Origin of the sequence: Providencia lanzhouensis (assembly GCF_050469745.1) — a bacterium.
Classification (GTDB): Bacteria; Pseudomonadota; Gammaproteobacteria; order Enterobacterales; family Enterobacteriaceae; genus Providencia; species Providencia lanzhouensis.
Genome location: NZ_CP174123.1, coordinates 2,357,794 through 2,376,881, shown reverse-complemented (window position 1 = coordinate 2,376,881; position 19,088 = coordinate 2,357,794). Strand labels below are relative to the sequence as shown.

Below are 19,088 nucleotides of genomic sequence, written 5' to 3'. Positions count from 1 at the left end.
TATTTATCGATTGACAAAGAATTAAAAAAACCTTTAACCTATTCATTGTTGATCGACAAATAATTAATGCAACTCGTGAATGAGTGGCTTTTTTACCCACATAAAAGTGTATGGAACAAATATGAATTCGGTATTTAAAAAGGTGTTACTCGTTTCTCTGATGACGCTCTCTTTGCAAGCAACAGCTACGTTAGCAGCAGGAAACCTAGCTCAAACAGCCAAAAGTGCTACGCTTCCAGCCATTGAGGCGAATGAAGCCAGCTTTCAACATCACTATGTGAAAGTGAACGGGCAGCGCCTTCACTATGTTACCGCTGGGGAAGGTGAGCCAGTTTTATTGATCCCCGGTTGGCCACAAACATGGTACACGTGGCGCTATGTGATGACGGATCTCGCTGCTAATGGTTATACCGCTATTGCTGTTGATCCATTGGGAACAGGGTATTCTGATAAGCCAGAAAGTGGCTATGATACGGGCGCTGCCGCAACCACATTGCACGAAATGATGAAGCAACTGGGTCATACTCACTATTCAGTGATAGGGCATGATATTGGGATGTGGGTAGGGTATGCGCTGGCCAGTGATTATCCCGCAGACGTGAAAAAGATAGCCTTAACTGAAGCGGTTATTCCAGGATTAGCGCCAGCACCGAGTATTTTCGTTGATCCTGAGGAGAATATTTTCCTCTGGCATTTTATGTTCAACCAAGTGCGAGATTTACCGGAAACGCTGACGGCAGGTAAAGAGCGTGAGTATCTTAACTTTATTTTTGATAATTGGGCTTATCGTCGTGATCGCGTTGCCGCACAGACGTATATTGATGCGTATGCTTCTCCGGGGGGACTGCGAGCTGGCTTTGCCTATTATCGTGCTATTCCACAGACGATTGAGCAAAATAAACAGCGAGCGCAGAAAAAGCTCACCATGCCAGTATTGGCGATTGGGGCGGATCAGGCAACCCGAGATGCGCCGCAATTGACGTTACAGGGGCGAGCAACCCAATTACAAGGGGCGATGCTTGGGGAGTGTGGTCATTTCGTGACGGAGGAGTGTCCTGAACAGTTAATGAGCCACATTTTACCGTTCTTGAAACAATAATATTTGAAACAATAAGGGAAGCTGCAGTGAGCTTCCCTTATTTTATGCCGAATCGTGTGTATTGAGAGAGAACTAATACTTAGCTTTCTTGGTCATTTTATCCAAATAACCCATCACAAACGCCGACAGCACGAAGGTTAAATGAAGGATCACATACCACATCAACTTATCGTTTTCGACGTTTTTGAGGTTCATGAAAATCTTCAATAAGTGGATGGATGAGATGGCGACAATGGAGGCAGCCACTTTATTTTTCAGTGACGTCGCATCCATAGTCCCAATCCAATTCAGCTTTTCATGATGATCAGACAAATTTAATTGAGAGACGAAGTTTTCGTAACCTGAGAACATCACCATCACCAGTAATCCACCCACCAGCGCCATATCAATGAGAGATAGCAGCGTGAGGATCAAATCAGATTCTGGAATGCTAAAAATGCTTGGCAGAATATGAAATACTTCTTGGAAAAATTTGATGGTTAACGCCAGCAATGTCAGTGATAGTCCCAAATAAATGGGCGCAAGGATCCAACGTGAAGCGTACATCATTCTTTCAAAAAACTTTTCCATGGAAATCCTTCAAATAAGAGAAACCAAAATAGTGAGATGGCGGCTATTTTAGCCGTTAGGTGTGATGGGGATAAAGTTTTTTGTCATCTGAAAGTGAAAAAAATGTCTTTTTGATGATAAAAAAGTTATTAAATCGAGGTTATTGAGATATTTGTTTTACTTTGCAGGAGATGAAGGGGTTTAGTATGTTACTATCTAAATTATGTATAAATAACATAATTTACCATGTTTATATTTCCACTTTTTATACCGACAAATTCACTGCAAGGATGAAAGGAAATTTCCGATGTTGCGATTTCGCCGTAGATTGAAAAAAATAAGTAAAAATAAATGTAAACGCCGTCAGCGACTTCGCAATCGTTCTTACTACATTGATAATAGACTGCTCAGTATGCAAAACATTAACGTGGTTGTATTAACCGGTGCGGGTATTTCTGCAGAGTCAGGGATTCAAACCTTCCGTTCGGCAGATGGTTTATGGGAAGAGCATCGCGTGGAAGATGTGGCAACACCTGAAGGATTTGCTCGTGATCCACAATTAGTTCAGCGCTTTTACAATGAACGTCGTCGCCAGTTGCAACAAGATAATATTCAACCGAATGCAGCGCACTACGCATTAGCAAAATTAGAACAAGCGCTGGGGGATAGATTCCTGCTAGTGACACAGAATATTGATAATTTACATGAGCGTGCGGGTAGCAAGCGCGTGGTGCATATGCACGGTGAATTATTAAAAGTACGTTGTAATTGGTCAAACCAAGTCCTCGAATGGAAAGGGGATTTATCCGTAGAAGAGCGTTGCCATTGCTGCCAGTTCCCACAGCCATTACGCCCGCATATTGTGTGGTTTGGTGAGATGCCGTTTGAAATGGACAGGATCTACCAAGCACTTGGAGATGCCACACTGTTTATTTCCATCGGAACATCGGGGCATGTTTATCCAGCGGCAGGGTTTGTACATGAAGCGCGTTTACAAGGTGCTCATACGGTACAACTGAATTTAGAACCAAGCCAAGTGGAAAGCGAGTTTGAAGAGCGCCATTATGGATTGGCGAGTAAAGTGGTTAGTGAATATGTGGATGACTTACTGGCAAAGTTAAACAGCGAAGAATGAACATAAAAGGGAGCTTTTGCTCCCTTTTATGCACCGAGCAAATTAGATTGATATCACACGTTTTCATCTAACATGGCGGGCATGGTAATTTCTTTTACGCAGGTGGCGCTGCTGGTGCTAAGAATAAAGCGCACGGCATTGACCACATCTTGCAGCGGAATTAACGCACCTTGACTTTTTTGAATCACCTCATTCACTGGCATAGATAACGGATATTCCGTGGCGAGATAACCTAAATTCAAAATAGAAATGCCAATATTATCTTGGCGCAAGGTTTCTCTCAGTGATTGTACAATCCCACGTAAGGCATATTTGGTTGCGCTAAAGGTGACTTCTTTACCATTATGATTATCCAACCCCCACGTAGAGCCAATTAAAATAATTTTACTATTGGTGCCTAAACGCAAGTTGCTAAGAAGTGCTTTCAAGTTCAACAGGCAGGCACCGATATTGGTCTGGATCATGGTGAGTAATTCAATATCGCTGGTGGACTCGAAATCATATTCTTCAGTAAAGGCGAGTTTTTCCCAAATGCCGACATTATAAATTAGGGTATCAATGGGTTTTTCGCCTAGCTGCTTTTTGATAATTGAAGCCGATTGAATATCACTAAGATCAGCGGATATCCAGTGAAATTGCGCACCACCAAAAGGCGGTTCAGTGCGAGAAACACCGTACACAGTATCAGTTTGGTCAGGCACTCCTTCAACTAATGCTTTACCTAACCCTTTACTGACACCGTAAATTAAAAATGTTTTTGCCATCGTATTCCCACCTTAAAAATCATTCTATAGCGCATTTCGTTATATAAGATAGCCATTATATAACATGGTACTTAACGCGTTGCGTTATCCAAAAGTGCAGCTCAAAATGAACAATAAATTAAATTAATTAGTTATCTTCCTCACTCTTTAGCTGCAAATCTGATTTGAAACAATAATTGTTTCTGTGATCTTTCCCATAATATCCCCATTGATATTTAGGGGGAGGAAGTATGGACAAACTCTTGGAGCGGTTTTTTGAATACACTGCGTTTGATACACAATCAAAACTGAATGCAAAAACAGTACCTAGTAGCACTGGCCAGCTAAAATTTGCCCGCGCGTTAGCCAAAGAATTAAATATCCTTGGCTTTGAAAAAGTGACGCTGTCGGAACATGGCTGTTTAACGGCTATCATGCCATCCAATGTCGATTGGGATGTGCCTGCGATAGGCTTCATTTCGCATTTGGATACCGCCCCAGATTATTCGGGCAAAAATGTGTGCCCACAAGTGCTTGAGAATTATCGTGGTGGCGATATTGCTCTGGGCATTGGTGATGAAGTTTTATCCCCCGTTATGTTCCCTGTATTGCACGAAATGATTGGCAAAACGCTGATTATGACTGATGGCAAAACCTTATTAGGGGCGGATGATAAAGCGGGTATCGCAGAAATTATTACCGCGATTGTGCGTTTAGAAGGGCAAAATGTTCCACACGGAAAAATCTGTGTTGCCTTTACGCCAGATGAAGAAATTGGTCGTGGTGCACAACATATCGATTTTAAAGAATTTGATGCTCGCTGGGCTTATACCGTTGATGGGGGGGGCGTCGGTGAACTTGAATTCGAAAACTTTAACGCTGCCAACGTCTCTATTAAAATTGTGGGTAACAATACCCATCCTGGTAGCGCCAAAGGTGTGATGGTCAATGCGTTGGGTTTAGCAACGCGAATCCATTCTATGTTACCGGCGGATGAAACACCTGAAAATACGGAAGGTTACGAAGGCTTTTATCACTTAACGTCCATTAAAGGTAACGTGGAAAAAGCGGAAATGAACTACATTATCCGTGATTTTGATTTAGCCAATTTTGAAGCGAGAAAGAAAAATATTATTCGTATCGCGGAAAAAGTGGGTGAAGGGCTGCACCCAAGCTGCTATATCGAGCTGACATTGGATGATAGCTACTACAATATGCATAAAGAAGTGATGAAATATCCGCATGTTGTTGAATTAGCGAAACAAGCGATGCTGGACTGTGATATTGAGCCTGTTATCAAGCCTATCCGTGGGGGAACGGACGGAGCGCAGCTATCATACCGGGGCTTACCATGTCCGAATATTTTTACTGGTGGCTATAACTTCCATAGTAAACATGAGTTTATTACTCAAGAAGGAATGGAGCAGGCGGTGAGCGTGATTATGAGAATTGCGGAATTAACGGCTATTCATGCAAAACGCAATACTGATAAATAGTTTTGATGCGTGCTTAATATAAAAAACAGCAAATGCCCCGATGTGATGATATTCGGGGTATTTGCTGTTTGTTGGTGGTTAATTATAGGACTAATTAGTCGTCAAAATACCAATATCCGCTATTAATCAATGCTGTCATTAAGGCAATAAAATTGACATCATCTAACGCGTCACCAAGATTTGCATGGTTGACGGAATCGAAACGGCACAGGCTATCAGCGGCTTCATAGCATTTAGTCTCTAAAGACTCACCATTAACAAAGAATTGATCACCCACACGAAGAGCGCGCAACCCATTGAGTTTATATAGGGTTTCTTGCTGGTCTTTCAATAAATTATAAATCTCATCTTGTTCATAAGGCGGCTCTGGTGGTGCCAAATCCAGCTCGTGACGTGATTGAGAAATAAATTCACCTAACCACTTACGGAATAGCTCTGGATCATGAATCAGTGATTCCATCATTTCGCGCAGCTTAATCTGTTCGCCTTGCAAAATTTCAGCCGGATTATCACGGAAAGAAAGGTCAGGGTCGCTGTAGCGATAGCTGCCTAAATCATTGGAAATTAAATGGTCAGCAAAGCTGCTCATTAATTCACGAGCATTAGGCGCGCGGAAACCGACAGAGAAATTCAGTGATGGCTCAATGGCATAACCTTCGTGGGGGAATCCAGGTGGGATATACAGGATATCACCGGGTTCCATCTCTTCGTCAATAATGGCGTCAAAAGGCTGCACTTGCAGTAAATCAGGATGTGGGGAGTGTTGCTTCATTGGGATTTTTTCCCCAACACGCCAGTGACGACGACCTTCGCCTTGAATAATGAATACATCGTATTGGTCGAGATGAGGACCTACACCACCACCCGGAACGGAGTAGGAGATCATTAAATCGTCCATACGCCAGTCAGAAAGGACACGGAAAGGTTTCATCAGTTGCGCACTTGGGTAGTGCCAGTGGTCAACGGCTTGAACCAAGATTGACCAGTTTTCTTCACCTAAATGGTCGTAGCTTTCGAATGGACCGTGGGCGACTTGCCAGAGCCCATTTTGATGGCTGACTAAACGGCTATCAACCTCATCTTCCATCGCTAATCCCGCGAGTTCATCAGGCGAGATAGGATCAATAAAACGCGTAAAACCCTGTTTGATAAGCAGAGGTCGTTTCTGCCAATGACTGTCCAGAAAACTCTGCCAGTCAAGATTCAGTTTATAATCCATCTTATTGTTCCCTAGTTATGACAAAACTTCCTAAATAGTATACCGGAAATGGATTGTAAAACAGGGCTTAGAGGGCGTCAGTTCACAGATTAGCCATCTTCATCTACAGATGAGTGAATTATCTTCGTTTATGCCCTAGCTATCTCAATTCAAGACCTAAGCATCTTCAATCACCGCTTGCTGCCTAAAGGTGACGGCGACACGAGCACCGCCAAGTGGGCTATCTGAAATGGTAATTTCGCCATCATATTGGTCGATGATATCCACCGCTATTGATAGCCCCAAACCTTGCCCTGGTCTTAGGGTGTCAGCGCGTTGTCCTCGCATAAATATCATGCTGCGCTTACTCTCTGGGACGCCAGGACCATCATCATCCACAAAAATGGTTAGGCTATCGTGATTGACAAGGGCAGTGACTTCCACAAATTCAAGGCAATATTTACAGGCGTTTTCCATAATATTGCCCATCACTTCCATAAAATCATTAGGCTGACCCAGCCATGTGATTTCAGGGGAGATATCGACGGTGATGGAGACACCTTTGTTGAGGTACACTTTATGCAGTGCGCTAGAGAGGCTATCTAAGATAGAAGGTACTGAAGCGATTTCCCGCAGCATCAGGTTTTCATCCCCCTGATTCGAGGCGCGATGCAAATAGTAGCCAACTTGCTGAGAAATGCGTCCTATTTGTTCCAACATGATAGGTTCTGCTTGTTCGATGGTCATTTGCTTACCAGAACGTAGAAGCCGCAATGTGGATTGTAATACGGCCAACGGGGTTTTTAGGCTGTGGGTTAAATCGGACAATGTAGTGCGATATTTGCTATAGCGCTTGCGTTCGTTACTCAGCAAAATATTCAAATTCCGTACCAAGCCTCGCAGTTCTGCTGGCGGGTTTTCATCCAGCGTTTCTCGCTCCCCTTTTTCAAGGCTACTAATTTGCGAAATCAATGACTTAATGGGGCGCACACTCCAATAGGCTGCAAGCCATAACAGCGGGATCACCAGTATAAAGTTGGCGAGTAACACGTAACCAAACCAGTCCCAGACAACGCCCGTGCTTTGTAAGTCTTGAGGTAACGTATCGACGACGACAATCGTCAGTGCTGGCATGGTTTCAGTTTCTAAATACTGGTTAACTGAAACGGAGTGAGTTAATGGCTCATCGATATTATCTATATCATTGAGTCGATGGCTGTAGTCTGGGTTATTGTTCATCAATTGGCGCGTCTCATCGAAATCGGTATCAATTTCGTATAACCCATTCTTTTTTAACCAATCGAGTTGAATAAGACGCTCGACGCTGGGGACTTCTCGTTGGCGCCAGACAGTTTGCCCATTTTTATCATAAATAATGATCAACGAGGGGTTGTTCAACGTAAAGTTTGGGGGAACGCGAATATCAATTTTATTATCTTGCCACTGAGCAAGGCTGTAAATTAGGTTACTTTGGCTACGTAGTAACGTGTAGGTCGTTCGGTCAAAACTGACCAAATAACCCACAACAGCGACAATCCCATAAGCGAGGGTTAGCGCCAGAATGACGGCTGACGTCGCACAAATAAAACGCGCCTGTAAAGAGATGGGTTTGAACCTAAATTTACGCAGTTTCATATTAGCTGTTCACATCGAAACGGTAGCCTTGACCTCGAACAGTCACAATCACTTCTTGGGCATGGAACTGTTGGATTTTTTTACGTAAACGTCCCATAAGCACATCGATAGTGTGGCTTTCCCGTAACTCTGCATCTGGATAGAGCTGGCGCATGAGGGAGTCTTTACTGACCACTTTTCCATTATTGCGCAGCAAGGTTTCAATAATGGTGTATTCAAATGCAGTGAGTTTGACCGACTCACCATTAACGGTGAATTCTTTACGGGAAAGGTCAATAACAAAGTTTTCAAGTTCAAGCACTTGGGAGGCTAATCCACTGTTACGGCGCATCAATGCTTGCATCCGTGCGACCAGCTCTTCTAGTTGAAAAGGTTTGGTGACATAGTCATCAGCGCCGCTATTGAGAGCTTGAACCTTTTCTTGCCAGCTTTCTCGTGCAGTTAGGACGAGGAGCGGAATGCTGACATGGTTACTGCGCCAGCGTTTGATCATAGAAAGCCCATCTTCATCTGGAAGACCTAAGTCCACGACTGCAATATCGGGATGGCTTTCATTCAGAAAATAATCCGCTTCTTTTGCATCTTCAGCAGAATCTACCTGATGACCTAATTCTTTGAGTTGAACGGTTAAATGGTGACGAAGTAGGGCGTTATCTTCGACGATAAGAATGCGCATCTGAGAACCTCACATAAAGAAAGCATGCAAATGAGAATATTATAATGAGTATGGTAGAAAGAGATGGGATAGGGAACAAGATCTTAACTAAATATAAGTCAAACAGATCGGAAAAATAGTCGAATCTGAGATTTTTTGGAAAACGGGTTAAACAAATAAATAGAAAAAACAGGCGACATGAATGCCGCCTGCTTGAATAACTATTGATTACTTGATTTCATCAATAAAATTAATCGCATAGCCAATGTAGTTGGCTGGCGTCATCGCTTTCAGACGCTCTTTTTCGCTTTCTGGAAGTTCTAAACCATCGATAAACTGTTTCATGCCTTCAGCGGTAACGCGTTTACCACGAGTTAATTCTTTCAGTTTTTCATACGGTTTTTCGATGCCATAACGACGCATTACTGTCTGGATTGGCTCCGCTAACACTTCCCAGTTTTGATCTAATTCATCCAGTAAGTGCTGTTCATTAACTTCTAATTTGTTCAAGCCCTTCATTGTGGATTGGTAAGCAATCAGGGCATAGCCTAAACCGACACCTAAGTTACGCAGAACGGTTGAGTCAGTTAGGTCACGCTGCCAGCGAGAAACTGGCAATTTGCTTGCTAAATGACCTAATACCGCGTTTGCTAAACCTAAGTTACCTTCTGAGTTTTCAAAGTCGATAGGGTTAACTTTGTGTGGCATGGTGGATGAGCCAATTTCACCGGCAATGGTTTTTTGCTTAAAGTGGTTTAAAGCAACATAGCCCCAGATATCACGGTCAAAGTCCAACACGATAGTGTTGAAACGCGCCACACAGTCAAACAGTTCTGCGATATAATCGTGTGGTTCGATTTGGGTTGTGAACGGGTTCCATTGAATGCCCAGTGAGGTTACGAATGTTTCACTGAATTCGTGCCAGTTAACCTCAGGATAAGCGGCAATGTGGGCGTTATAGTTACCAACGGCACCATTGATTTTACCTAAAATTTCCACTTGCTCTAACTGGCGGTATTGACGCTCTAAACGGTACGCAACGTTAGCAAATTCTTTACCAATAGTGGATGGTGTTGCTGGTTGCCCGTGAGTACGTGACAGTAAAGGTAAAGTACGGTATTCGTGCGCCATCGCTTTAACTTTATCAATGATTTGACGCCATTGTGGTAGTAAAACCTCTTCACGAGCGGTTTTCAGCATTAAGGCATGGGACAGGTTATTGATGTCTTCCGACGTACAAGCAAAGTGAATAAATTCAGAGACCGCATGCAGAGCAGGGATGTGCGCCACTTTTTCTTTTAGGAAATATTCTACTGCTTTAACATCGTGGTTAGTTGTGCGTTCAATTTCTTTGATACGCATTGCATCTTTTTCGCAGAAGTTCGCGACGATTTCATCTAAGTAAGCGATTGCGTCAGCATCAAATGAAGGAACTTCTTTGATTTGAGCGGTTGCAGCCAGTTTTTGCAGCCAGCGAACTTCAACTTGCACACGAAATTTCAGTAAGCCAAACTCACTAAAAATAGTGCGTAAAGCGCTGACTTTATCACCGTAACGGCCGTCAATCGGGGATACAGCGGTCAGTGAGGATAATTCCATTGGTAGCAACTCCAGATTTATAGGTGAGACAAAATTTGTTTCGCCTGATTAGACAGACGGCTTCGAGAAAACATCAGTTGGAGGCGACTTCCACCAACTTGCTGCCAGAGAACTGCACAGCGAATACCTGCGAGCAATGTGGCTCTAACTTTGGCTTGAACAACGGTATTTTTCAGAATATCAGGGGAGCCGGTCACTTGAATTCGAGGACCTGCTGGGCTGACTACATCCACATAAATTCCGGCGAGTGCGTTAAAAACACCTTCAGACATCGGTTCGAAATAGCTAGCTTGACGCTCAAATTGCTCAATTCGTTGACCGAGTTGGTTCATGGCATTGTCATCTTTACTTAAGCGGCGTTCTAGCGCCATGATGCTAAGCATATAGCGGGTCATCTCTGCAGAGATCCCACTATTACCCCCGGTTAACATGCCAAGCAGGGCAGTTAAACCGGTTTTTAAATTCGCTTCGTCATTACCGAATACATCCAGTGTGGTGGATGGATTCATGTTGGTCAGGCTATTGACCATGGTTTTACCATCTTGCTCACTAAAGGTGCCTTCATGAGCGAGCTTTTGTACCATCAAACTTGCTTGGCAGATACCTGCTAAGGCTAGCGTGATATCGTAATAGTTTTTAGCCACATTTACTCCTGAATACGGGCTTCAATAACGCCGCCACCGAGGCAGACTTCGTCGATATAAAATACCGCAGATTGTCCCGGAGTAACAGCTGCAACCGGATAATCGAAAGTGACTTGGATTTTCTCGGCGCTCAATGGGGTGATTGTACAAGGGATATCCGCTTGACGGTAACGGGTTTTCACCACGCAGCGCAATGGCTCAGTTAATGTTTGTCTATCAACCCAATCTAATTGCTGAGCAATTAAGCCTGTAGACATTAAACGTGGATGCTCATGACCTTGCGCTACAATCAATTGATTTTTTTCAACGTCTTTATCGACTACATACCATGGCTCTTCAGAACCGTCTTTGGTGCCGCCAATGCCTAACCCTTTACGTTGACCTAATGTGTGGTACATCAACCCTTCGTGCTGACCAATGGTTTCACCGTCAACGGTGACGATTGGACCTGGTTGAGCAGGGAGATAACGTCCGAGGAAATCGCGGAATTTACGCTCACCAATAAAGCAGATTCCAGTAGAATCTTTTTTCTTCGCAGTCACTAAGCCAATTTCTTCAGCGATGCGACGTACTTCAGGTTTTTCTAATTCACCCACTGGGAATAAGCTTTTTGCCACTTGTTCATGGCTGAGGGTATACAGGAAGTAGCTTTGGTCTTTATTATTGTCTAAGCCCCGTAATAGCTGGCTTTTGCCGTCAACATCACGGCGACGCACATAGTGACCCGTTGCAATATAATCTGCGCCCAGATCTTCGGCAGCAAACTCTAAGAACGCTTTAAATTTGATCTCTTTGTTACACAGAATATCTGGGTTTGGGGTACGACCGGCTTTGTATTCTTCTAAAAAGTGTTCGAATACATTGTCCCAATATTCAGCGGCAAAGTTGATGGTGCGCAGTTCGATACCGAGTTTGTCGCATACCGCTTGTGCATCTGCAAGGTCAGTCGCCGCGGTGCAGTATTCTTCGTTATCGTCTTCTTCCCAGTTCTTCATAAACAGACCGACCACCTGATACCCTTGCTGCTTGAGCAGGTAAGCGGAAACGGATGAATCAACACCACCGGACATACCGACGATGACCTTAATTTGGCTGTTATCTGATTTGGTACTGTTATTTGACATGGGAAATAGTCTCAATGCGGAAAAATCAAGCCCCATACTTTAGCACGTTGCCCCCTTATTGCACCAGCGTTAGGAGAATAATGTTATTCGTAATGCTCTCCGAAGGCGGCCAAAACGCTCAAAGGATAGCGAGTACCTTCTTGGTAGCAGCGGATACTTTGGGCAACTAAAGGGGATCGAAGGCATTGGCTAGTCAGGATGTCTTCCGCGCTAACCCAATGACAAGCGCTGATATCATCATCGTGGGGATGGGTTTCGCAAGGGGCATCCAGTTCAAGGGCGAATAAGACGCGAATAAATTGGGTTTTATCGGGGGCTATCCATTGGTGAATTTTAATTAATGTCTGAGGCTCACCAATAATGCCCGTCTCTTCATAGAGCTCGCGAGCCGCAGCTTGTACTAACGTTTCATCGGCTTCAAGGTGTCCTGCGGGTTGATTCCATGTGGGGTTATTATTTATCCACTCTTCAACCACTAAAAAACGCCCTTTGGCGTGGACAATGGTGGCAACAGTAACATTGGGTTTAAACAACAGTGACCTCCTTCCATTCGCCGGAAGATAAGTTATCGAGCGTAAAATTTCCCATGGCGTAGCGTATTAATCGCAATGTGGGAAAACCAATATTGGCAGTCATTCGACGAACTTGTCGATTTCTTCCTTCATAAAGCGTGATCTTTAACCAAGATGTGGGAATGTTCTTACGCTCACGGATCGGTGGAACTCGTACCCATAACCATTCTGGCTCACTGACTAACTCGATGCCTGCGGGTAGGGTAGGTCCATCATTTAGGGTTAATCCCTGACGAAATTTTGCGAGGGCGCTTTCATCGGGGATACCTTCTACTTGAGCATAGTAGATTTTTCCTGTTTTTTTATGCGGTTGGGTGAGCTGAGCTTGTAATTTTCCATCATTAGTGAGGACTAACAGACCTTCACTGTCTCTATCCAAACGCCCAGCAGCATAAACATCAGAGATGGGAATATAGTTTTTTAACGTTTCCCGCCCTTGCTCATCCGTAAATTGCGGGAGTACATCAAATGGTTTATTGAAAATAATCACTTTGCGCGGCTGGGTTGGGCGTGCCACGCGAGAAGATGAATTCGTTGCCAATGAACGACGTTGCTTTGAATGTGGTGCAGTTTTCTTAGTATGCTTGCGATTAGGTGCGTTCATAATACTTTTATTGAGAGTCATTCATGTAATGGGCAATAGAATAGCGATATTTTGGCGATAAAGTAAGGCTGTTTGGGTGGGTTATTTAAGGGAGGGATACGAGCAATCAGCAGGTAGCTCTCCCTAATTTATCGGATATTGACTTATGGCTTACTGATTTATTTCATCGATAAAACGAGAGAAAGCGATAAATATTTTCTCTATCAAATGCACACAAAGAATGTGTTCTTCATCCGTATAATTAATGGTATCAATTAATTCTGCATCACTGCCCATCGCATGACCAGATTCGTGAGCCAAATGAAGATCACCGCAATATTTAAGTGGCGCAGGAGATAATTTAGCGAGTTGATTAATGTACGTAAAGAATACGCGCCCCGTTGCTTCCATGCTTTCAATGACAGCTAAGCGAATTTTGGCAGGTTGATTGACGATGGCACTGATTAATTCATAGGTGAGCTTACGGTTAGCTTCCATTTGTGGCGACCATAACCATACTAAGGTATCCGTAAAAAGTTGTGGCTCATTCATACGCAATGTGCGGAGATCATCGATATACCAATACCAATGATCCGAATCTTCTAACGCATGATTATTCACCGCAATTTCTAAATCATCTTGAGGATTTTCAAAGGGAAGAATGTATTTATTAATGTCTCCAAACGTCAAAATAAAGAAAGCTATTTTGGGTAAGAACGCCAGTGACTCCTTGATGGGTAACGATGGGTTAATAGGATTGTGAAAAAAAGGATGCTGTGAAAATGCTTTTTGTTTGAGATTGATTAAGTCTGATAACTTTTCCATATATTCACCTTTCATATTATCTTGAATTAATAATTATATTTTTAATAAATAAAAGTTTATCTTTCTTAATCTATTATGGTGTTTCATTATTTATCTAGATAGAATTCAATCAAATTAGCAATAATCTAAAATTGTTTAAAATCAATGCGGTTTCGGTTTACGTGCATTAAAACCATTAAGTGCGAATAATTTAATTAAATCTATTAAATCATAAAGATAATATGAGAATATATTAATTTCTGTGAGCAGTACGAATGTTTGGATAAGGTATTTTAGATAAGCTATGGAATAAGGTCGTTCAGTATTTAGGTTGTGATTTAGCTTAGTATTTAACTTTTTAGAGTGTTAACATTTTTTTTAATATCATGATTATATTGAATTTGTTTTGATTTTATTGAGTGTTTGGACACGGAGATAATGCGTTAAATGCGATCTGTATACAAGCTTAGCTTAGTAATCATTGGCGTTCGACGCAGATTGCAGTAGTATTGACAGGTCTCTTACAAAAAATTAACAAGCAAAATACGCAAGTGAAGGAGAGGTTAATGGATAGCAAAGTAGTAGTTCCGGCAGAAGGCGCTAAAATTACCATTGATGCAAAAGGCAAATTACACGTTCCGAACAACCCAATTATCCCTTTCATTGAAGGTGACGGTATTGGGGTTGATGTCACTCCAGCAATGTTAAAAGTTGTCGATGCAGCAGTTAAAAAAGCCTATAACGGTGAGCGTAAAATTTCTTGGATGGAAATTTATACTGGCGAAAAATCCACTCAGTTATATGGTAAAGATGTTTGGTTACCTCAAGAAACTCTCGATTTAATCCGCGATTACCGCGTTTCTATTAAAGGCCCATTAACCACACCAGTTGGCGGCGGCATTCGTTCCCTCAACGTTGCACTTCGTCAACAGCTTGATTTATACATCTGCCTACGTCCAGTTCGTTACTACAAAGGCACACCAAGCCCAGTTAAACAACCTGAACTCACTGATATGGTGATCTTCCGTGAAAACTCAGAAGATATCTATGCAGGTATTGAGTGGAAAGCGGGCAGTGCAGAAGCAGATAAAGTGATCAAATTCCTGCAAAACGAAATGGGCGTAACGAAAATTCGTTTCCCACAAGATTGCGGTATTGGTATCAAGCCATGTTCTGAAGAAGGTACAAAACGTTTAGTTCGTGCAGCGATTGAATATGCTATCGATAATAACCGTGATTCAGTGACTTTAGTTCATAAAGGCAACATTATGAAATTCACTGAAGGTGCATTTAAAGATTGGGGTTACCAATTAGCACAAGAAGAATTCGGTGGTGAATTAATCGATGGCGGTCCATGGGTTAAAATCAAGAATCCAAAAACTGGCAAAGATATCATCGTTAAAGACGTTATCGCGGATGCATTCTTACAACAAATCCTGCTGCGTCCAGCAGAATATGATGTTATCGCGTGTATGAACCTGAACGGTGACTATATTTCTGACGCATTAGCGGCACAAGTTGGTGGTATCGGTATTGCACCGGGCGCAAATATTGGTTCTGAATGCGCGCTGTTCGAAGCGACTCACGGTACGGCACCGAAATATGCAGGCCAAGATAAAGTAAACCCAGGTTCTATCATTCTGTCCGCAGAGATGATGCTGCGTCACATGGGTTGGGTTGAAGCGGCAGACTTAATCGTTAAAGGTATGGAAGGCGCAATCGCGGCTAAGACTGTAACTTACGATTTCGAACGTCAATTAGAAGGCGCTAAATTACTGAAATGTAGCGAGTTCGGCGACGCAATCATTAAACACATGTAATTTATTACGTGGTATAATTAATAACGGGAACTTAATAGTTCCCGTTTTTTATTATTACTACTGAAATGGTTATCAAAAAGTTATCAAAATGAATTATCAAAATATAGGTAAATCCGTGAAGATTTTTACTAAAAATAAGCTGAAATTTATTTTTTTTATAATCTTAATAATATTGTTAATTGTTTATTATAAAACATATTTCAATCCCGAACATACTGGAACCTTATTGCCATTCTTGTCAGATGGTATTTTTCCAGAGCTGATCGGCGTATGTATTGAATTCATTATAATATTGTGTATTATTGATTTTCTTCAAAAAAAAGAAGAGATGAGTAGAAAAATAATCTCAGAAAAAAGATTAAGAGAAATATTTATTTTTTTCTTAAAGCATATTGATGATTACCTTCCGAATGATATTAAGATAAATGTAAATTACCCTGAAAACCAAGATGGTAAAAACGAATTTTTGTATGGAAAACATTATGAGAAAAATCAAGCATACTTTGATATGCTAATTGAATATTTCAAAGAAAACCAAATAACGGATGTAATTAAAGATAAAATTAAAAATTACTGTGAAAGAGAGATAGCAACCGTTAGATGTTTAACTCCGGTAGTTGCTACTCTTGATGATCAAAATTTTAAATCATGGCTTAGAATTATATTTTATATGGATGCTATCATTGCTAATGAACACACAGTGGAGAGATGCATGGTTAATATTATTAACCATATGAAAAAATTTGAAGGAGCATCGAAAAAAAATGGTTGGCTTATTAAAGATGATTAATATTAACAACTAACCAATCTTTACCCCTATCATCATTATACCTATCGGTTTGCTGTTGGTTTTTATGACCCAGCAAATCTTTAGTGTTTATCCCTTGCTCGCGATATAGCCTTTCAGATAAAGAGCGCTGTTCATGAAATGAAGCTGGCGTTCCTTCACCCCAATCAATATCAGTTTTATTTCGCGCCTTTTTAAAATTTGTTGTTATTGTATTTGCTGTGACTTGCTCACCGCGATTTGCTTGGGAAGTTGTATGGAAATAATGGATAAGATACTGACTGACAACGCGGTCACGACATCTTGAAATAACTTCTCTCAATGACATATTCAATGCATCAGATTTTAGCGCTAATGGAATAGCTAATTTACTCCCAGTCTTTTCTTGTGTGATATGTAAATGGTCATCCCAAATATCACTAAACTTCATTGCTGAAATATCGCCAAGTCGTTGTCCGGTAATTACTGCTAATAGCATCGCATTGCCTAAATACTTATGCTGTTTATCTGCAATATCAAATATTTTTTGCCATTCTTCCAAGTTTAAGCGCTGGCGGGTGATCCGTCGTTTTGGCTGCTTAGTGGCGAGTGCAGGGTTATACCCTGGTGGCACTTCACCAGCATGTTGTGCCTCTTTAAACACATCGATTAATACGGAGCGAATAACTTGAGCCATACGATGTTGGCCATTAGATTTATATTCATCGAGTATTGATGCGATATCTCTCGCATCAACTGCTGGCAAAGACTTCATTGCGAGAGAGTGGCGCATTAGGTCCACAGGTTTTCTTTTTTGCTTATATGTGTTTTGTTTTATATCACCGTCAGCAAGGCGCTCTTCTTGTATTACCCAGTAGCGATCTAGCCAAGTGTTTACGGTGATCTCTTTACCTTTAATTCTTGCTACTCTATCGCTGATCGCCATGACTTGACGGCTGCGTTGTTCCGCTAATCGGTTATTAGCTTCAATAGCAATTTCACGGGCTTCAGCCTCATTGTCACCGAGTGCATGATATTTGCCAGTTATAGGGTGGCGATAACGCCAATAAACCTTGTTAGCTTTTCTGCTAAATAGTGGATAGAGATTAGGGATGTTGACGTTATTTTTACGTGGACGGGCAGCCATCGTTTAAAATCCTTTGTAATTTTGGGTTATCACTCTTATTGATAACCGGTGATGTCAAATTACCGACTAAGTCGGCATCTTCTCTCACGCGCCAAATACCACCTTCTTTTTGTGCTGGTGGATAGAACAAGCCACTCCTAGCATAGCGTTGTAATGTCCCCAGTCGAGGAGGGCGACTTCTATAACGTTCGCTCGCCCATTCCTCCAAAGTTAGCATTTGCATAATTACCTCCACATTCTGCCGCATACAGATTAAGTATATTTTAGCCACAATATAAATAAGACCACTGGCAGTAATTAAGTACATATTTACCCGTATGGACTGATGCCAATGGTCTTATTTATATTTAGAAAAAGAGGCGGCATGGCACCGCCAAAAATTATCAATAACTAAAACACCAATAGAGATGATAATGAGAGCCTGAACTAACTTAGCCACATCAGGCGGCTGTGGTATTCTTGGAAGCCCTACACAACCAAGAGAATTTGAAATGTCTAATTTCGATAGAGACTTACAATTTAAAATTTTAGAGCTAGCTGTAAATGATTATCCTGATCAAATCGAACCTGAAAATATTCCCAAAGAACTGTATGACATAGATAACAAAAAACTATGTGCAAATATTGCCTACCTCGAAGAGGAGGGATTAATTACTGGTGGTATCGAAAGATATATGGAAGGTCCTGATGCAGCCATAGATCTTATTAAAGCGACAAAACATGCTATTAATTTATTAAGCGAAGATGGAAGTATCTCGGCATCATTAAAAATCGTCACTGTAAAATTGCATGATGATACCTTAGCCGTTCTTCGTGACTTCATTAATCAAAACGTTACCGACCCAGAAGAAAAGAAAGGGTATTTGCAGCGCTTAAAAGAGCTTCCCGCTGACGCCACAAAACACATCGTGCTTGAAATATTGGGCAAGGGACTGAATCAGATCCCGAACGCAGTTCAGTGGCTACAAACAGTGCTCCACCCTTAGTGAATTCATCTTCATTATTTATCTTTTTAAATTTAACCCAACCGACAGTTGAGTGAAGCTCTAACCAAAAGTCTTCATGATTGTCGGTTGACAGTGTTAATGCATTCTTATGAAAAACAAGAGAGTAGATCCTTATTACTTTCTTTTCGTTAGTAGTTCCGCACATACCAATTACCCCACAAAATTAAATCAACTAAGCACTAATAATGACTTTACAGCGTTCTACTTGGTCGAAAATCTCATCATCGAGTTTTTCAATCTTGCGTTGCAGATCTTCTTTCTCTTGCTCGAACAGAGCCTGTTTAGCCTTAAGCGACTCCAGCGTATTGAATTCAGCAGCCTTTTGAAGAATCCATGCCTGTGCATCTTCCTGCGACATTGGCACGCTAAAGGTTACGATTGGTTCTATTGGAGTGGTATGCATAAGTGCTCCTAAGTTGTCAAAGTTGTATATAAGAATAGCTTCTCAAAACACCATTTAGTTGTAATTTAGTTGTATTTAAAACCAAAGTCAACAACTTTATGTTGTTTGA

General features: G+C 41.7%; 20 protein-coding genes. 6 read left to right on the top strand and 14 right to left on the bottom strand.

Annotated features, from left to right (window positions below):
• The first annotated feature begins 121 nt into the window (after nucleotides 1–121).
• The gene (locus tag ACIH2S_RS11295; protein WP_272533623.1) at nucleotides 122–1,099 is read left to right on the top strand and encodes an alpha/beta fold hydrolase; all 978 of its coding nucleotides are present in this window, start codon (nucleotides 122–124) and stop codon (nucleotides 1,097–1,099) included.
• 72 nt (nucleotides 1,100–1,171) lie between these two features.
• On the opposite strand, the gene ACIH2S_RS11290 is transcribed toward ACIH2S_RS11295, so the two are convergent.
• On the bottom strand, nucleotides 1,172–1,669 hold the full coding sequence (locus tag ACIH2S_RS11290) for a TIGR00645 family protein (RefSeq protein ID WP_036953122.1): 498 nt from the start codon (nucleotides 1,667–1,669) through the stop codon (nucleotides 1,172–1,174).
• Nucleotides 1,670–1,958: 289 nt separating this feature from the next.
• Between ACIH2S_RS11290 and cobB the strand changes: the two genes are divergently transcribed.
• Complete coding sequence (cobB, locus tag ACIH2S_RS11285) at nucleotides 1,959–2,783, top strand: Sir2 family NAD+-dependent deacetylase (RefSeq protein ID WP_036953415.1); 825 nt, start codon at nucleotides 1,959–1,961, stop codon at nucleotides 2,781–2,783.
• Nucleotides 2,784–2,836: 53 nt separating this feature from the next.
• Here cobB and ACIH2S_RS11280 read toward each other — a convergent pair whose 3' ends face one another.
• Complete coding sequence (locus tag ACIH2S_RS11280; RefSeq protein WP_321146948.1) at nucleotides 2,837–3,547, bottom strand: SDR family oxidoreductase; 711 nt, start codon at nucleotides 3,545–3,547, stop codon at nucleotides 2,837–2,839.
• 230 nt (nucleotides 3,548–3,777) lie between these two features.
• On the opposite strand from ACIH2S_RS11280, the gene pepT reads away from it, so the two are divergent.
• Nucleotides 3,778–5,022, top strand: a complete 1,245-nt coding sequence (pepT, locus tag ACIH2S_RS11275; RefSeq protein ID WP_036953126.1) for a peptidase T — start codon at nucleotides 3,778–3,780, stop codon at nucleotides 5,020–5,022.
• Nucleotides 5,023–5,116: 94 nt separating this feature from the next.
• On the opposite strand, the gene ACIH2S_RS11270 is transcribed toward pepT, so the two are convergent.
• The 9 genes from ACIH2S_RS11270 to ACIH2S_RS11230 all read right to left on the bottom strand — a co-directional run bounded on the left by ACIH2S_RS11270 (nucleotide 5,117) and on the right by ACIH2S_RS11230 (nucleotide 13,857).
• Nucleotides 5,117–6,241 (bottom strand): cupin domain-containing protein, encoded by a 1,125-nt coding sequence (locus tag ACIH2S_RS11270; protein WP_036953128.1) that lies wholly within the window; start codon nucleotides 6,239–6,241, stop codon nucleotides 5,117–5,119.
• Between the two features lie 156 nt (nucleotides 6,242–6,397).
• Nucleotides 6,398–7,855, bottom strand: a complete 1,458-nt coding sequence (gene phoQ / locus ACIH2S_RS11265; RefSeq protein WP_108477967.1) for a two-component system sensor histidine kinase PhoQ — start codon at nucleotides 7,853–7,855, stop codon at nucleotides 6,398–6,400.
• A gap of 1 nt (nucleotide 7,856) precedes the next feature.
• Nucleotides 7,857–8,531 carry a two-component system response regulator PhoP gene (phoP, locus tag ACIH2S_RS11260; RefSeq protein WP_036953130.1) on the bottom strand — a complete coding sequence of 225 codons (675 nt, stop codon included), beginning with the start codon at nucleotides 8,529–8,531 and terminating at the stop codon, nucleotides 7,857–7,859.
• A gap of 207 nt (nucleotides 8,532–8,738) precedes the next feature.
• Nucleotides 8,739–10,109, bottom strand: coding sequence for an adenylosuccinate lyase (gene purB / locus ACIH2S_RS11255; protein ID WP_036953131.1), 1,371 nt, complete (start codon nucleotides 10,107–10,109; stop codon nucleotides 8,739–8,741).
• Nucleotides 10,110–10,126: 17 nt separating this feature from the next.
• A complete protein-coding gene (gene hflD / locus ACIH2S_RS11250) occupies nucleotides 10,127–10,753 on the bottom strand; it encodes a high frequency lysogenization protein HflD (protein ID WP_108477968.1) in 627 nt (208 codons plus the stop codon).
• 2 nt (nucleotides 10,754–10,755) lie between these two features.
• Nucleotides 10,756–11,877, bottom strand: coding sequence for a tRNA 2-thiouridine(34) synthase MnmA (gene mnmA, locus ACIH2S_RS11245; RefSeq protein WP_036953133.1), 1,122 nt, complete (start codon nucleotides 11,875–11,877; stop codon nucleotides 10,756–10,758).
• A gap of 83 nt (nucleotides 11,878–11,960) precedes the next feature.
• Complete coding sequence (locus ACIH2S_RS11240; protein ID WP_036953134.1) at nucleotides 11,961–12,410, bottom strand: NUDIX domain-containing protein; 450 nt, start codon at nucleotides 12,408–12,410, stop codon at nucleotides 11,961–11,963.
• Nucleotides 12,403–13,053, bottom strand: coding sequence for a 23S rRNA pseudouridine(2457) synthase RluE (gene rluE, locus ACIH2S_RS11235; protein ID WP_430247465.1), 651 nt, complete (start codon nucleotides 13,051–13,053; stop codon nucleotides 12,403–12,405). Before rluE ends, ACIH2S_RS11240 begins: the two co-directional genes overlap by 8 nt.
• Before the next feature lie 150 nt (nucleotides 13,054–13,203).
• Nucleotides 13,204–13,857 carry a hypothetical protein gene (locus ACIH2S_RS11230; RefSeq protein WP_154634324.1) on the bottom strand — a complete coding sequence of 218 codons (654 nt, stop codon included), beginning with the start codon at nucleotides 13,855–13,857 and terminating at the stop codon, nucleotides 13,204–13,206.
• A gap of 545 nt (nucleotides 13,858–14,402) precedes the next feature.
• Between ACIH2S_RS11230 and icd the strand changes: the two genes are divergently transcribed.
• Together icd and ACIH2S_RS11220 are read left to right on the top strand one after the other, a co-directional pair.
• Nucleotides 14,403–15,656 carry an NADP-dependent isocitrate dehydrogenase gene (gene icd / locus ACIH2S_RS11225; protein ID WP_108477970.1) on the top strand — a complete coding sequence of 418 codons (1,254 nt, stop codon included), beginning with the start codon at nucleotides 14,403–14,405 and terminating at the stop codon, nucleotides 15,654–15,656.
• Between the two features lie 88 nt (nucleotides 15,657–15,744).
• Nucleotides 15,745–16,446, top strand: a complete 702-nt coding sequence (locus ACIH2S_RS11220; protein ID WP_430247463.1) for a hypothetical protein — start codon at nucleotides 15,745–15,747, stop codon at nucleotides 16,444–16,446.
• On the opposite strand, the gene ACIH2S_RS11215 is transcribed toward ACIH2S_RS11220, so the two are convergent.
• Nucleotides 16,433–17,569 (bottom strand): phage integrase Arm DNA-binding domain-containing protein, encoded by a 1,137-nt coding sequence (locus ACIH2S_RS11215; protein ID WP_430247462.1) that lies wholly within the window; start codon nucleotides 17,567–17,569, stop codon nucleotides 16,433–16,435. The two genes, ACIH2S_RS11220 and ACIH2S_RS11215, sit on opposite strands and share 14 nt — an antisense overlap.
• Nucleotides 17,550–17,792: an excisionase gene (locus tag ACIH2S_RS11210; protein WP_154609795.1), complete on the bottom strand. Its 243-nt coding sequence runs from the start codon at nucleotides 17,790–17,792 to the stop codon at nucleotides 17,550–17,552. Before ACIH2S_RS11210 ends, ACIH2S_RS11215 begins: the two co-directional genes overlap by 20 nt.
• Nucleotides 17,793–18,060: 268 nt before the next feature.
• Between ACIH2S_RS11210 and ACIH2S_RS11205 the strand changes: the two genes are divergently transcribed.
• Nucleotides 18,061–18,555: a hypothetical protein gene (locus tag ACIH2S_RS11205; protein WP_154636870.1), complete on the top strand. Its 495-nt coding sequence runs from the start codon at nucleotides 18,061–18,063 to the stop codon at nucleotides 18,553–18,555.
• A gap of 193 nt (nucleotides 18,556–18,748) precedes the next feature.
• Here the strand turns inward: ACIH2S_RS11205 and ACIH2S_RS11200 are convergent, their stop codons facing one another.
• Entirely contained in the window at nucleotides 18,749–18,979 is a 231-nt protein-coding gene (locus tag ACIH2S_RS11200; protein ID WP_430247460.1) for a hypothetical protein, read from the bottom strand.
• Nucleotides 18,980–19,088 lie beyond the last annotated feature (109 nt).